The following is a 12,967-nucleotide window of genomic DNA, read 5'->3' on the forward strand; positions in this document are numbered from 1 at the left end:
GTGACAGAGGAATCATCAGAGATCCATCCCGAGGAGAACTACGAAGACGTCTCGGTGTACGACCTCGACGCCGACGTGGAAGAGCAATTGCTGCTCGCACACAACGAGTGCACCTTCATCTGGGCGAATCGTGAAGGTTGGCCCGTCGGCGTGATCATGTCGTACATCTGGCGTGACGGGCGCTTCTGGTTGACGGCGTCGAGCCAGCGGGCGCGTATCAGCGCCGTGCGACGTGATCCGCGTGTGTGCATCGTGGTCACCAGCACCGGCTCGCCGATACCGCGCAACAAGGCGATCACCTGGAAGGGCACCTGCACGGTTCACGACGACGTCGAGACCAAGGCGTGGTTCTATCCGGAGTTTGCCGCTGCGCTGTACCCCGGCAACGAAACAGGCCAAGCCACGTTCGTCTCGTTCTTGGACTCGCCGCGGCGGGTGATACTCGAGGTGGCGCCGACACAGCGCATCGGCTACGACGGCTCGAAGATGTTCAAGGCGACAGCGCGCTGGCTGGCCGCCAAAGACCGCGCTTGATGGTTCCAGCTATCGCTGACTGTGTCTGATGCTTCCAGCTACCGCTGACTGTGTCTGATGCTTCCAGCTACCGCTGGAAGGACACCTCAGCACCGACAAAGAGGTCAGCGAAGTCGTCGTCGGTCTCTGCGGCCACGAGACGATCTACCCAGCCGTGGAAGCGTTGGCCGCCGGCCTCGTTGCGGCCGAAGAAGAACTCCGTCTTGGCACCGGTTTTGACCGCCCGCTGAATCCGGTTGCCGTTGTAGTAGTCCTCGTCGCGCACGACATGCAGCAGGAACGCCTGCTGAGCTTCGATCAGCCCTTCCAGTTGCTCGGTGGGTTCGAATGCGGCCAGGAAGTGCTGAGTAGTGCGAGACGTGTCGGGATTGTCGCCAGGGAAGAGCGTCGAGATCATGTACATCCTCCCGCCGCCGGGGACCTCGTCGGCGCCCACGTTGAACCCTGCGACCGAGGTGTGCGGGAAGACCGTCCACACTCCGTCAGTCAGCAGATCGGTGGGCCAGTCGTCTTCTTCAATGTCGTCGAGCGCCAGGAACCGGCGATCGGGAGAGGTCACCCGCTGGTGCGGGCCCCACGCGTCGTAGATGGCCTTGTTGGAGTAGCCGGGCCCGAACGTTTCCCGGTGCAGGATCGGCAGGTGATAGAAGTCGAGATAGCCGTCGTAGGCCACCTTCCAGTTGGGGCCGTCGACGGTCTGGCTGCCTACGTACGCACAGCTCTCGAAGTCATGATGCTCCAGCATCTCGTCGTAGCCGCACAGGTACGCGTCGATGTCGAACGGCATCCCCGGCGTCACGGCGCCGAAGATGATCCCTGCTCGCTCCGCGACCGGCAGCGGGGTGAGGCCATTGCAGTCGGGGTCGAGATCGCCGAACTCGTCGCGGTCGAGGATGCCGACCAGCCGGCCCTCGTTGTCGTAGCTCCAGGCGTGGTAGGGGCAGGTGAACCTGCGGGCCGAGCCGGTTCCCTCCCGCACGACGATGGAGCCTCGGTGGCTGCACATGTTCACGAACGAGCGCATCTCGCCGTCCGCGCCGCGTGACAGCAACACCGGCACGCCTGCCACGTCCATCGCCTTGTAGCTGCGCGGTTCGGGCAGTTCGCAGGTGAAGCCCAGCACTAGGGGAGTGCGCTTGAAGACGCGCTGCATCTCCAGTTGCCAGCGACCCGGGTCGTAGTAGTTCGCAGCCGGGACCCGCCCGATCTCGCCCGCCAGCGGCACGGTGCCCGCCCGGGCGTGCTGCAGGGTCCTGCGGGTGAGTTCGACCAGCGTCTCGTGGCTCATCTGGATCTTTCCTGGCGCTCTCGGGCTGACTCGGCCACTCGATTGTCGCCTGCTTGCGAACTGGAGATGATGGTCAAGAGGTTGCTCCGTGTTCGTCTGCGCCCGCTACCCGCGCCGGCCGGCTTCACCGATGACCGAACCGGCACCGCGGTGGAAGCGGCTGGGCGCCGCGCCCGCAGCGGTCAGTCCGGCATCCACCACCAGACAGTGCCCGCTGACGTAACGAGCGTCGTCGCTTGCGAGATAGAGCGCGGCGTTGGCGATGTCGATGGGCATGCCGCCGAATCCGAGCGGCGAGCCTGCGGAAATGAGCCGGTGCGCTGCGTCGGTGTCGGTGTGGTCGCCGCTGATGACCGAAGCGGTCATCGCGGTGACGATGCTGCCGGGCGAGATGGCGTTTGCCCGCACCCCGTGCGGCGCGAGCTCGTTCGCAATCGATTTGGTCAGCCCGATGACGCCGTGCTTGGCGGCCGTATAGGCGTGCGGGCCGAGACCTCCTGCGATGCCCGCGACCGACGAGGTGGAGATGATCGAGCCCGATCCTTGGGCGATCATCACCCGAGCCGCATGCTTGCACCCCAGGAACACGCCCCTGAGCAGCACCGCCAGCGACTCGTCCCACGCTTCCACTGGTGTCTCGGCGATGGAGCCGACTGCCCCGACGATGCCGGCGTTGTTGAACATGCAGTCCAACTGTCCGAACTCGGTGACAGCGGCCCCCACGGCGGCCTCGACGTCGGACTCGTCGGTGATGTCGGTGCGGTGAAATCTCGTGGCATCGCCCAGCGATGAGACGAGATCGTGTCCTGCCTCCTCCTGGATGTCGGCCACCACCACCCGGGCGCCCTCTTCGGCGAAGCGACGCACCGTCCCTTCGCCGAGGCCGCTGGCGCCCCCGGTGATGAGTGCGACCTTGCCGTCGAGTCGTCCCATGAGTGTCGGTCCTTCCAGCCGAACCTGCCTTGCCATCTCTCCCGGTCACTGGCAATGCGGCATGCGCGAGTATGGCCGCGGCACGGAGGGCTGTCCCATGATCGACTACCAGCGGCTGTTCCATACGGGAATCCGCGTGCCGGATGTGGATGCGGCCATGGCTGAGATGGGCCCGACGCTGGGCGTCACGTGGGCGTCGGTGCAGCACAACCCGGCGCAGCAGGTGTGGACGCCGCAGCAGGGTCTGCAAACCGTCGCGCTGACGTTCGCCTACTCGTGCGAAGGACCGCAGCATCTCGAGCTGCTGGCTGGTGAGCGGGGCACGATCTGGGACGGCTCGGCCGATCCGGGGGTACATCACGTAGGCGTGTGGGTCGACGACGTGGCTGCGGAGACCGAGCGCTGCGTGAGCGCCGGCTGGCAGGTCGCCGCGGCGGCTGCATCGCCCGATGACGGATACGGAGCATTCACCTACGTCGTGCCCCCGAGCGGTCCGATCGTCGAGTTGGTCTGGTCGGCGATCGAGCCCGCGTTCGAGTCGTGGTGGTCGGGTGGCCGTCTCGGCAGCGAGCGGAGCTGAAGGCTCAGTCGGGATTGCCGTTGGAGGCTGTGCTCACGCGCACTGCGGACTCTGAAGCAACAGCCACCGCGCCACTCGAGCGATCGAGTCGCGATCCCAACGCCTCGAAGTAGTGCTGGTAGAAGTGCCGGATCTTGGTCTCTTGGTAGGAGGCGAAGATCACTTCCTGCTGCTCTTGGGCTCGCAGCCCCTTCTGCACCAGCGGCAGGTTGAGCGAATCCTGCTGGAAGATCTTCGCGAGCGGTCCCAGCTCGGGCGCCAGGGTCCAGTCGTCGTCGAAACCGAGGTGACGCACCTTGGCCGGTGCTGGCCGCGCTGCCCCCTCGGCCGGCGCCGGCGGGAACAGCATCACCTCGAAGATGCACTCCTGGGGGTTGTCGCCGTTCGGCCGGAACCGGTACATGATCGGGTTGAAGCAGCCCCAGGGCGACCAGTTGGGGAACACCGAGAAGAAGATGGAGTCGATCATCTCGGCGTCGCTGACGGCCTCGACGTCGAGAGCGTCGCCGACCTGCCGCTGCACCTGCGCTCGCTTGCGGTCCGCCAGCCATCCCCGCACGTTGGTCACCTCCGGCGGCGGGTGGGGCGTCATCAGCGGCATCTCTTCGAAGCCCGGCGGCAGCGGACCGCCGATCCACTTGCACAGGTGCGGGTCGGCCTGTGTCTGCAGGCCGCCGAGGTGGTTGCCGTCCTCGTCGAAGGTGCTGAGGTTGCCGTCGAGGTCAGTGACCGCGACGTGCCCGTTCGCATCACGCTCATAGATGTGCCCGCTCATCGGGTGCCGCCAGCGGCCGTACTCCTTGCCGTCGTCGATGCGCTCCCATCGGGGCTGCTCGTCGAGATGGGGGCTGGGCACGCCTGTGGCGGTCATCGCCCTGCTGTAGTTGCCGAAAACGTCGTAGCGGCTGTTCGCGTCGCCGAGCGACTCCATCAGCGTCGGATGCGTTGCCACCACGTGGTAGCTCTCCATGAACGCCTCTTGGCACGTCTTCCAATTCATCGGCATCAGCTTGGAAACGTGTGCCGCCTTGAATCGGCGTTCGAAGGGCACGAATTCGAAATGGTCGGCAAGATCGCCGAGGTAGTCCGCCAGCGGTGTCGCGTTCCGATCAGGGTTGATGAAGACGAACCCGTGCCACGTGCCGACCAGGGCTTCAGGCAGCCCGTAGTCGGCCATGTCCACGTCGGGGAAGTCCCACTGGCAGGGGATCTCCTTCATGGAGCCGTCCAGTTCCCAGCACCAGCCGTGGAAAGGGCAGCGCAGGCTTGAGGCGCCGCGCCCGTGGTGCTCGCGCAGCTTGCGGCCCCGGTGCAGGCAGGCGTTGCGGTACGCCTTGATCTCGTCCGGACCTGTGCGAATGACCAGGAACGACAGGTGTGCGATGTCATAGACGTGGTAGTCGCCGACTTCAGGAATCTCCTCTTCGAGGCAGGCCAGCTGCCAGACGCGGCCCCACAACCGCTCCACCTCCAAGTCATGGACGTCTTGGGCGTAATACACCGGGGCCGGCACCCGCGTGTTGCCCGGCTGGTGTTCGCCGACTCGCCGCAGCGCCTCTGACACCGGGTGGGTGTCGTTGTCGAACAGCTCGTCGTAGCTGATGCCGGCCGAGCGGTCGGTGCCTGTGAGCGTCTCGGTCATGGCTGCAAGTTAGGTGCCGTGCCGAGTGGCTGTCGAGGAGCGGGCTGCGCCGCCGTCACGTCGGGCTGAGCGATCCGGCGCCGAGGTCGGCAGGCTGTAGCGGTGCCGCACCGGGACATGATCGTGATCGGGGCTGGTCCCGCCGGTGCGGCGGCGGCCATGCGCGCTGCGGGGGCCGGCATCGGCGTGACCGCGTTCGAGAAGGGCGCACCGGGGCGCGACAAGGTCTGCGGTGACGGTCTGACCCCGCGTGCGGTTGCCGCGCTCGACGAGCTGGGCGTCTCGCTGGACGATGCACACCGCATCGCCGGGCTGCGCATGATCGCCGGGCAGCGTGTCCGCGAGCTGGACTGGCCCGCGAACGGGCAATTCGGGCCCTACGGGGCGGTGTGGCCCCGCCGCCGGCTGGACAGCGCGCTGTGCGACGGCGCTGCGGCGGCCGGTGCTGAGCTGTGCTTCGGCACCGAGGCGTTGCCGATCCTCGAAAACGGCCGCGCCGTCGGCGTCACCGCCGGCGGTGAGCGCTGGACCGCCGATCTGGTCGTGCTGGCCGCCGGTGCCCAGGGCCAGGCGGCCCGCATGCTGGGTGCGCTGCGTGATCCCGACGAGCCGTTCGGCCTCGCCATCCGCACCTACGCCGAAACGCCCCGCCACGCCGAGGAGTACCTCGAGGCGTGCCTGACGCTGCGCGACCCCGACGGCACCGCGGTGCCCGGCTACGGCTGGCTGTTCCCCGCAGGAGACGGCACCGTCAACGTCGGCGTCGGCGCGCTCAGCACCATGAGGGGCTTCGCGAAGCTGAACCTGAATCGGCTCTGCGACAGCTACCGCGACCTGGTGGCCGAGAGCTGGCAGCTCGGCCCGTACCTGGAGCGTCCCCGGGCGTGGCGCCTGCCGATGAGCGCGGTGCGGCGGCACGGTCCCGGCTGGGTGGCCATCGGCGACGCGGCCGGGCTGATCAACCCGATGAACGGCGAGGGCATCGACTACGGCCTCGAGACCGGCATCCTCGCTGCCGATCTCTTCGCGGCCGATCCCAGCGCAGTGCCCGACACCTATGACCGGCTCGTGGCTGAGCGCTTCGATGCTTTCCTGCGCACCGGTCGGCGCTTCTCGTTCCTGATCGGGCATCCGCGCATCCTGCGCGCCGGCCTGCGGCTGGCGGTGGGCACCGACGCCATCGCGCGGCTCACCCTGCAGGTCATGGGCAACCTCATCGACAACGAAACCCCTGGCACCGCGGGTCGGGTGCTGAACGTGGCCGACGCTGCATTGGCGGCGGTCTCACCAGCCCTTCGCCGTCTGCACCGGCGCCGCACCGCCCGCACCCGCGGCGCCCTTCCCTCGGGAGGGTCCTGAGGCCGACCCCTCTGCGGGCGGCCACTACGGTGGCTCGCCGTGACTGCAGTGCTGCTAGACGGCCAGGCACTGGCCGAACAGATCAAGGAAGACCTGCGCATCCGGATCATGCAGGAACGCTTGCAGCCGGGGCTCGGCACGATCCTCGTCGGCGATGATCCGGCGTCGCACAGCTATGTGGGCGCCAAGATCCGGGACTGCGGCGAGGTGGGCATCGCCTCGATACACGAGGAGCTGCCGGCCGACATTACCCAGGCCGAGCTGGACGCCGTGATCGAGCGCTTCAACACCGACCCGGCGGTGCACGCCTACATCGTGCAGCTCCCCCTGCCTCGCCAGCTCGACGAGGAAGCGGCACTGCTGGCCATCGATCCCGTCAAGGACGCCGACGGCCTGCACCCCGTGAACCTGGGCCGACTGGTCATGGGCGTCGACGGCCCGCTGCCGTGCACGCCACGCGGCATCCAGGTGATGCTCGAGCACTACGGCGTGCCGGTGGAGGGGCGACACGTGGTGGTGGTGGGCCGGGGGCTCACCATCGGCCGCCCGATGGCGCTGCTGATGGCCCTGAAGCGGCCGGTGGCGAACGCGGCGGTCACGGTGGTGCACACGGGTGTCGCCGACCTCGGCGCCTACACCCGCCAGGCCGACATCCTCATCGCGGCGGCCGGAGTGCCGGGCATCATCACGCCGGACATGGTGAAGCCGGGCGCAGCGGTGGTCGGCGGCGGCATCACCCGCGAGGGCCGCAGGATCCTCTCCGACGTGGACGAGTCGGTCGGCGAGGTGGCCGGCTGGGTGACGCCCCGACTGGGCGGCGTCGGCCCGATGACCCGGGCGATGCTGCTGGCCAACACCGTCGACGCCGCTGCCGCCGCCGGCTGAGACACGACCGAAGCCTGCGCGTCGACGCGGCTCGATGTGGATGGCGGTGACGCAGGTGCAGTTGCCGCGCCGCCGCGCTAGAAACGCCCGCAGCCCCGCAGGCTGGTGCGCCTGCACACACCAGCGATGGAGAGAGCAGTGAACGATCCCGTACGAGTTGCTGTCACGGGTGCCGCCGGCCAGATCGGCTACAGCCTGCTGTTCCGGATCGCGTCAGGGGCGATGCTCGGCTCTGAACAGCCGGTCGAGCTGCGCATGCTGGAGATCCCTCCGGCGATGGGCGCGCTCGACGGCGTGATGATGGAGCTCGACGACTGCGCCTTCCCGCTGTTGGCGTCACGCACCGGCACTTCAGACCCCAACGAGGCCTTCGAGGGTGCCGACTACGCGCTGCTGGTGGGCTCGATGCCCCGCAAGGCCGGGATGGAGCGCAGCGATCTGCTCGAGGCCAACGGCGGCATCTTCACCACCCAGGGCAAGGCGCTCAGCGATTCGGCGAACCCGAGCGTGCGGGTGCTGGTGGTGGGCAATCCGGCCAACACCAACTGCCTGATCGCCATGCGCAATGCGCCCGGGATTGCTGACGGTCAGTTCACCGCCATGACCCGCCTCGACCACAACCGGGCCGTCGCTCAGCTCGCTGCCAAGGCAGGCGTGTCGGTGAACGACGTGACCCGCATGACCATCTGGGGCAACCACTCCGCCACCCAGTATCCCGACATCTTCCATGCCGAGGTGGGCGGCCACAACGCAGCAGCCCTGGTGGACGATCAAGCGTGGCTGGAGGACGATTTCATCCCCACCGTGCAGCAGCGCGGCGCGGCCATCATCAACGCCCGGGGCGCCTCGTCGGCGGCGTCGGCGGCATCGGCCGCGGTGAATCACATGCGCGACTGGGCGTCTGACACGCCCGGCGGCGACTGGGTGTCCATGGGCATCCCGTCCACCGGCGACTACGGCGCCCCCGAGGGCATCATCACCTCATACCCCGTCACCGTCGCCGGCGGCCGGTACCACGTGGTGACCGGCCTCGGGCTCGACGACTTCAGCCGCTCCCGCATCGAAGCCTCCTGGGCCGAACTGGTCGACGAGCGCGACACCGTCGCAGGCATGGGCCTCCTCGGCTGAGCTAGCCGCCGTTCAGCTCAGCTGGATGTGATGAACGGCGATACCGAGACTCGGCACTCGTGCGAGCCTGCCGTCGACCGTGAGCAGGGGGGCGCGCCTGGCGACGGCTACGGCGACGTACATGGCGTCGTAGGCGGTGACGTTGTGCCGGTAGCGCCATGCCGTCCGTGCGAGAAATCGATGTGAGACGCGTTCGACAGGAAAATCGGCCAGGTTGTCGAGCAGCGTCTCGGCACGTGCCTCGGCAATGACGCCGTGGGCTACGAAGCGGCGCATAGCCGAGACGATTTCGGCATCGAACATTTCGGGCGCTGCCAATGAACGACCCTCGAATGTGTCCCCCAGCACGTTTCCTGTGGGGGTGCGCAGCAAGTACTCAATTGCAGCGGAGGAGTCAATGACGCAGGCGTCCATAGAGCTCCTCGTCACGCTCGCGACGCACCTCGTCCAGGGTGGCGACGACGTCTACGTCGATGTCCAGCGGAGGAATTGATTCCCACCGCTCCTTCCACTCGGACCACTCGAGTTCGCGCTTGAGGGCCTGAAGCACGACCGCGCTCATCGAACAGTTGCGCTGTTGGGCGCAGCGCCGAAGCCGCTCGTGAAGCTCATCAGGCATGTTCCTGACTTGGAGATTCGCCATTGCATGAATCTAGCATGAAGATATCATGCAATCTGCGTGCAGATGATGTGGCAGTCTGAGTGTGAAAAATACTGAAATTCATCTACCAAGTGTGACGCATGCCGTCGTCGAGGACGCAATTGTTTTCTTTGGGAGTTTGATTCGCTGCTCAGATCTGGATGTTGCGAACCGATATTGCGTGCTTGCGGGCCGCTTCCATGAGAGGTTCGTTCTCGTTGGCCTGCGCGCAACAGATCTCTGCATCCAGAAAGCGAGCGGCAGCCAGTGCTTCGAGGGAAAGCAGGTTGAGGCGAGCACCGTCGCGGATGAGTTCGCCCATCGGCCAGCCGAGCGCACGAAGCGACACCAGCTCGATCGATGCCGGCAGCTCGATGACCGTGGCGATGACGCTGGCCGCGACGCCGGGCGACACATCTCCGAGCTGGCGCGACATCGACCCGACAACAGCCTGGTCGGCGAGCGCACGGCAGAGACGGTGGTACCACAGCCCCGTCGTGGCGACGATGCCGCCTCGGGGCCGTAACTCGCGTGGCTCCTCGCCCAGCAGCATCCTCAGCAGGATGTGGTCGTCCACGAGGACGCCGTTGCTCATGACAGGTCTGGGGTCATCGCAGATGCGGACTCAAGCGAGATCGGGTTCGCTGGCAGCGACGCGGCGCGCGAGCGACTGATAGCCGCCGGCATCTTCAAGGGCTTCGCTGAGCATCGACCGCAATCCGCCCCGACCGGCCGGCACCACCACCACCGCAGCGCCCAAGTCTGCGATCTCGACAGATCCTCCGGAAGCAATTCCCCAGCGGCGGCGTGTTTCAGCCGGCAGGGCCATCTGACCTCGTTCCGAAACCCGGTACTGCACAATTGCCACGATGCCAATGTACAAGAGAAACATGTAGATCTACAAGGCTGCATGGTTGCACTACTGTGCGCGAAGCGCAGGCTTCGCTCGATCGTTTGGGAAGCTCACCTTGCGAATGTGGCACGCACGACCGCCGCGGACGTAATGGTTTTCTGGATGAAGGAGGGAGGTCGCTAATGAACGACGCGTACGACGTCGTTGTCGTCGGCGGGGGAATCGCCGGCATCTCTGCTGCGTACGCACTGGGGCAAGACGGTGCGCGGGTTGCGGTTGTTGAGCGCGAGGCCACGTTGACCGCCCACAGCACGGGCCGCTCAGCCGCGCAGTTCCTGGCTTCCTACGGCGAACCGGCCAACCGGCGGCTGAGCGCAGCGTCGCGCGCGTTTCTCGACTCGGACGCTGACGGTCTGGCTGACAGTGCCGTGCTGATCCCGCGCAATGTGCTGTGGGTTGCGCCCGACGGGTTCGAAGGTCACCTACAGGAGCGGATCGACGCCAACCAAGTCACCGCGACTGAATGCGAACTGCTCGACGTGGAGCGCACGGTCGCGATCTGCGCTGCGCTGGACCCGGAGTGGCTGGCCGGGGGAGTGATCGAGTACGGCGGCTTCGATATCGATGTCGCAGGTCTTCACCAGGCGTACGTGCGCGGTGTGCGCGCCGAAGGCGTGACGATCCTTCGCGACCACGGTGTGCGAGAGCTGGTGAGGCGAGACGACGGTTGGCAAGTCGAGACGGGGGAAGGACCGCTCAGCTGCAACGTCGTGGTGAACGCTGCGGGTGCCTGGGCTGACGAAGTTGCTGGAATGGCCGCTGCGCAGGCCGTCGGATTGCGACCGTTGCGCCGCACCGTCTTCACGTTCTCGACCGACCTCGACGCTGACGACTGGCCGCTGGTGATCGCTGCGGACGAGAGCTTCTACTTCAAGCCCGAGGGACCCGGCCAGCTCTTGGGTTCACCGGCTGATGAACACCTCGACAACCCAGGTGATGCGCGGCCACGCGAGATCGACGTGGCCCGAGGCATCGAGGCGGTCAACCGGGCGACTCGGTTGGATATTCGCTCGGTTCGTTCGACGTGGGCCGGCTTGCGGACCTTCGCACCGGATCGCGTGCCGGTGGTTGGGTTCGACCCGGTGATTCCGGGATTCTTCTGGTGCGCAGGGCAAGGAGGCACCGGCATCCAGACGGCGCCGGCGATCTCGACGCTTGCGGCGGCGCTGATCTCGGGCAGGACGGTCACGCCCGAGCTTGCTGCGCTGACGGCAGCACTGAGTCCGCAGCGCTTCGCTGAGGCGGCCTGAATTCAGCTCGCGGGGCCGTAGGTGTAGCGGCCGATGGCGTCGAGGGTGAGCTGACGCAGGGCGTTGCAGCTGCCGAGGCGGATGATGAGGGGCTCGTTGGCGATCATGGCGAAGGTGAGCACGTCGCCGTTGGGAGCAGTGCTGACCCCGGCGATGGACGAGCTGTCGTTGAGCTGACCGCCCTTGGCGTAGACCGTGTTGGTCGAGCCGCCACTTGGAGCAGGCCGTGGGCCGCAGCTCTGCAGCGTTGGGGTTCGACCAGCGATGGACAGCGACGCCGCGAAGCGGGAATCGTCACCGGCCAGCAGCAGCAACCGCACTGCCGCCTCGCAGCTCATCCGGTTGTGAATTGACAGGCCCGAGCCATCCACCAGTACGACGCCATCGGCGGCGCTGCCCAGGAGATCGCGCAGCGCAGTGGTCGCCGCGGCCGCCGAGGCCGCCCGAGACGAATCGCCGTGGTGCCGACCGATCTGTTTGAACAGCATCTCCGCCGGGGTGTTCTCCGAGATCCTCAGTATTCGCACCAGGATGTCCTCCACCGGCGGCGAAGTGATGCTGCCCAGCGAAGTCGCCTCGCTCGGAGATGGCGCGCTGCCCGAGCGGGGCCGGTGACGGATCACCATGCCGCGTGCTTCGAGCAGGTCATCGAAGTCCGACGCTGCTGCTTGGGTCGCATCAGCGCTGCGGGTGTGGCTTCGCCGGCTGATGGTGTAGGGCGAGTAGCCGTCATTGATGACCAGCCCGGACAACACGCCCACCAGGTTCTCCGTCATGTATGACTGCTTCCACACCGGCGGCGTGTCCGGCGTCGCGCCCGGCGGGTAGTGCGAGGTGTAGGTCTGCTCGCCGTCGGCGAACCACGACCCGTCCCCGACGATCGCGCCCTCGATGGTGTCGATGCCGTGCGCGTCGAGTGCCGCCATGACGCTGTCCGCCAGCTTGGTCACGTCGGTGTAGGGGCGCTCAGGGACGATCCGGTTGATGTATCCGGGCGTGGCCAGCACCGGGTCGCCGCCGCCGACCAGGTAGAGGTCGCCACGCAGCACGCCGTCGCTGACCGCAGCGAGCGCTCCGGTATCGGCAACCACCCGGGTGGTGAACGTCGCATCGGCACCCAGCTCGCTGACCACCACGGAGGCAGTCGCCAGCTTGGCGAGCGACGCCGGCAGCAGCGGCGTGCCGGCCTGGTGCTCGAAGATCGGCTCGCCGTTGCGGTACAGCGACATGCACATGTCTTCAGGGGCAGCGTTGGATCGCAGGGCGGCCGAGAACTCGGTCACCAGTCGCTGCTGCCAGGCGGGGGTGTCGTCATCAGGTTGGTCATCGTCGCCCGAGACATCGGGGTCTTCGCCCGCCGCCAGTGCTGCCGCGACCGCACCCACCGCGGCCGCGGTCTCCCAGCGGTCCGCGCCGTACACGCGGAACATGTCGCGGCCCGACAGCTTGGCGTCCGGCACGGCGGCGGGCCCGCCGACCACGTAGCCGCCGCTCGCTGCCATGGCCAGCCTGTCGAGCTGGGACTGCGGGAATGGCTCGTCGCGGTCCCCGGCCAGAACGATGCAGCTCGTGGCTCCGAGCACGCCCGCAAGCGTGACCGCCGAGTAGATGTCGGACTGCGCAGCAGCGTCGGAGGCGACGATCACCGGCACGGCGCCGGTGCAGTCGCCCAGCACGTCGGGAGGCGGCAGCGTTGCCGATCCGCTCGCTTGCGCGCCGGCGCTCGTGGGCCACATGCCCACCAAGCCCGCGACGACGAGGGCCGCCGCGATCGCCTTCGATGTTCGTGCCACTAGTGCCGACTGTGCCTATTGG

General features: G+C 67.2%; 14 protein-coding genes. 6 read left to right on the forward strand and 8 right to left on the reverse strand.

What is annotated here, in order from left to right; genetic code table 11:
* A complete protein-coding gene (locus ACOGI5_RS06315; RefSeq protein ID WP_419863576.1) occupies positions 1–534 on the forward strand; it encodes a pyridoxamine 5'-phosphate oxidase family protein in 534 nt (177 codons plus the stop codon).
* Between the two features lie 67 nt (positions 535–601).
* Here ACOGI5_RS06315 and ACOGI5_RS06320 read toward each other — a convergent pair whose 3' ends face one another.
* Both ACOGI5_RS06320 and ACOGI5_RS06325 read right to left on the reverse strand, forming a co-directional pair.
* Positions 602–1,822: an aromatic ring-hydroxylating oxygenase subunit alpha gene (locus ACOGI5_RS06320; protein ID WP_419863577.1), complete on the reverse strand. Its 1,221-nt coding sequence runs from the start codon at positions 1,820–1,822 to the stop codon at positions 602–604.
* Positions 1,823–1,927: 105 nt separating this feature from the next.
* Positions 1,928–2,755: a glucose 1-dehydrogenase gene (locus ACOGI5_RS06325; RefSeq protein ID WP_419863578.1), complete on the reverse strand. Its 828-nt coding sequence runs from the start codon at positions 2,753–2,755 to the stop codon at positions 1,928–1,930.
* A 97-nt stretch (positions 2,756–2,852) separates the two neighbouring features.
* Between ACOGI5_RS06325 and ACOGI5_RS06330 the strand changes: the two genes are divergently transcribed.
* Positions 2,853–3,335: a VOC family protein gene (locus ACOGI5_RS06330; RefSeq protein WP_419863579.1), complete on the forward strand. Its 483-nt coding sequence runs from the start codon at positions 2,853–2,855 to the stop codon at positions 3,333–3,335.
* A gap of 4 nt (positions 3,336–3,339) precedes the next feature.
* Here the strand turns inward: ACOGI5_RS06330 and ACOGI5_RS06335 are convergent, their stop codons facing one another.
* Positions 3,340–4,977 (reverse strand): aromatic ring-hydroxylating oxygenase subunit alpha, encoded by a 1,638-nt coding sequence (locus ACOGI5_RS06335; protein ID WP_419863580.1) that lies wholly within the window; start codon positions 4,975–4,977, stop codon positions 3,340–3,342.
* A gap of 102 nt (positions 4,978–5,079) precedes the next feature.
* Here ACOGI5_RS06335 and ACOGI5_RS06340 point away from each other — a divergent pair, with 102 nt between their 5' ends.
* The 3 genes from ACOGI5_RS06340 (at position 5,080) to ACOGI5_RS06350 (ending at position 8,349) form a co-directional block, all read left to right on the forward strand.
* On the forward strand, positions 5,080–6,336 hold the full coding sequence (locus ACOGI5_RS06340; protein ID WP_419863581.1) for an NAD(P)/FAD-dependent oxidoreductase: 1,257 nt from the start codon (positions 5,080–5,082) through the stop codon (positions 6,334–6,336).
* 39 nt (positions 6,337–6,375) lie between these two features.
* Complete coding sequence (locus tag ACOGI5_RS06345; protein WP_419863582.1) at positions 6,376–7,221, forward strand: bifunctional 5,10-methylenetetrahydrofolate dehydrogenase/5,10-methenyltetrahydrofolate cyclohydrolase; 846 nt, start codon at positions 6,376–6,378, stop codon at positions 7,219–7,221.
* Between the two features lie 126 nt (positions 7,222–7,347).
* Entirely contained in the window at positions 7,348–8,349 is a 1,002-nt protein-coding gene (locus ACOGI5_RS06350; protein ID WP_419863583.1) for a malate dehydrogenase, read from the forward strand.
* 12 nt (positions 8,350–8,361) lie between these two features.
* On the opposite strand, the gene ACOGI5_RS06355 is transcribed toward ACOGI5_RS06350, so the two are convergent.
* The 4 genes from ACOGI5_RS06355 to ACOGI5_RS06370 form a co-directional block, all read right to left on the reverse strand.
* A complete protein-coding gene (locus ACOGI5_RS06355) occupies positions 8,362–8,778 on the reverse strand; it encodes a type II toxin-antitoxin system VapC family toxin (protein WP_419863584.1) in 417 nt (138 codons plus the stop codon).
* Positions 8,744–8,992, reverse strand: coding sequence for a FitA-like ribbon-helix-helix domain-containing protein (locus ACOGI5_RS06360; protein WP_419863585.1), 249 nt, complete (start codon positions 8,990–8,992; stop codon positions 8,744–8,746). The genes ACOGI5_RS06355 and ACOGI5_RS06360 overlap by 35 nt, the downstream gene beginning before the upstream one ends.
* Before the next feature lie 148 nt (positions 8,993–9,140).
* Complete coding sequence (locus ACOGI5_RS06365; protein ID WP_419863586.1) at positions 9,141–9,584, reverse strand: hypothetical protein; 444 nt, start codon at positions 9,582–9,584, stop codon at positions 9,141–9,143.
* A 30-nt stretch (positions 9,585–9,614) separates the two neighbouring features.
* Positions 9,615–9,857 (reverse strand): AbrB/MazE/SpoVT family DNA-binding domain-containing protein, encoded by a 243-nt coding sequence (locus tag ACOGI5_RS06370; protein WP_419863587.1) that lies wholly within the window; start codon positions 9,855–9,857, stop codon positions 9,615–9,617.
* Positions 9,858–10,024: 167 nt separating this feature from the next.
* Here ACOGI5_RS06370 and ACOGI5_RS06375 point away from each other — a divergent pair, with 167 nt between their 5' ends.
* Complete coding sequence (locus ACOGI5_RS06375) at positions 10,025–11,152, forward strand: NAD(P)/FAD-dependent oxidoreductase (RefSeq protein WP_419863588.1); 1,128 nt, start codon at positions 10,025–10,027, stop codon at positions 11,150–11,152.
* A 2-nt stretch (positions 11,153–11,154) separates the two neighbouring features.
* Here ACOGI5_RS06375 and ACOGI5_RS06380 read toward each other — a convergent pair whose 3' ends face one another.
* Positions 11,155–12,945, reverse strand: coding sequence for a D-alanyl-D-alanine carboxypeptidase/D-alanyl-D-alanine-endopeptidase (locus tag ACOGI5_RS06380; RefSeq protein ID WP_419863589.1), 1,791 nt, complete (start codon positions 12,943–12,945; stop codon positions 11,155–11,157).
* Between the last annotated feature and the right edge of the window lie 22 nt (positions 12,946–12,967).

It is taken from the genome of Candidatus Poriferisodalis sp. (assembly GCF_965208925.1).
GTDB lineage: Bacteria > Actinomycetota > Acidimicrobiia > Acidimicrobiales > Poriferisodalaceae > Poriferisodalis.

Excerpts from the sequence above, each read along its gene's own strand:
- ACOGI5_RS06375 (WP_419863588.1), top strand. The coding sequence starts at position 10,025 with ATGAACGACGCGTACGACGTCGTTGTCGTCGGCGGGGGAATCGCCGGC.
- ACOGI5_RS06330 (WP_419863579.1), top strand. The coding sequence starts at position 2,853 with ATGATCGACTACCAGCGGCTGTTCCATACGGGAATCCGCGTGCCGGAT.
- ACOGI5_RS06325 (WP_419863578.1), bottom strand. The coding sequence starts at position 2,755 with ATGGGACGACTCGACGGCAAGGTCGCACTCATCACCGGGGGCGCCAGC.
- ACOGI5_RS06360 (WP_419863585.1), bottom strand. The coding sequence starts at position 8,992 with ATGGCGAATCTCCAAGTCAGGAACATGCCTGATGAGCTTCACGAGCGG.
- ACOGI5_RS06350 (WP_419863583.1), top strand. The coding sequence starts at position 7,348 with ATGGAGAGAGCAGTGAACGATCCCGTACGAGTTGCTGTCACGGGTGCC.
- ACOGI5_RS06335 (WP_419863580.1), bottom strand. The coding sequence starts at position 4,977 with ATGACCGAGACGCTCACAGGCACCGACCGCTCGGCCGGCATCAGCTAC.
- ACOGI5_RS06320 (WP_419863577.1), bottom strand. The coding sequence starts at position 1,822 with ATGAGCCACGAGACGCTGGTCGAACTCACCCGCAGGACCCTGCAGCAC.
- ACOGI5_RS06365 (WP_419863586.1), bottom strand. The coding sequence starts at position 9,584 with ATGAGCAACGGCGTCCTCGTGGACGACCACATCCTGCTGAGGATGCTG.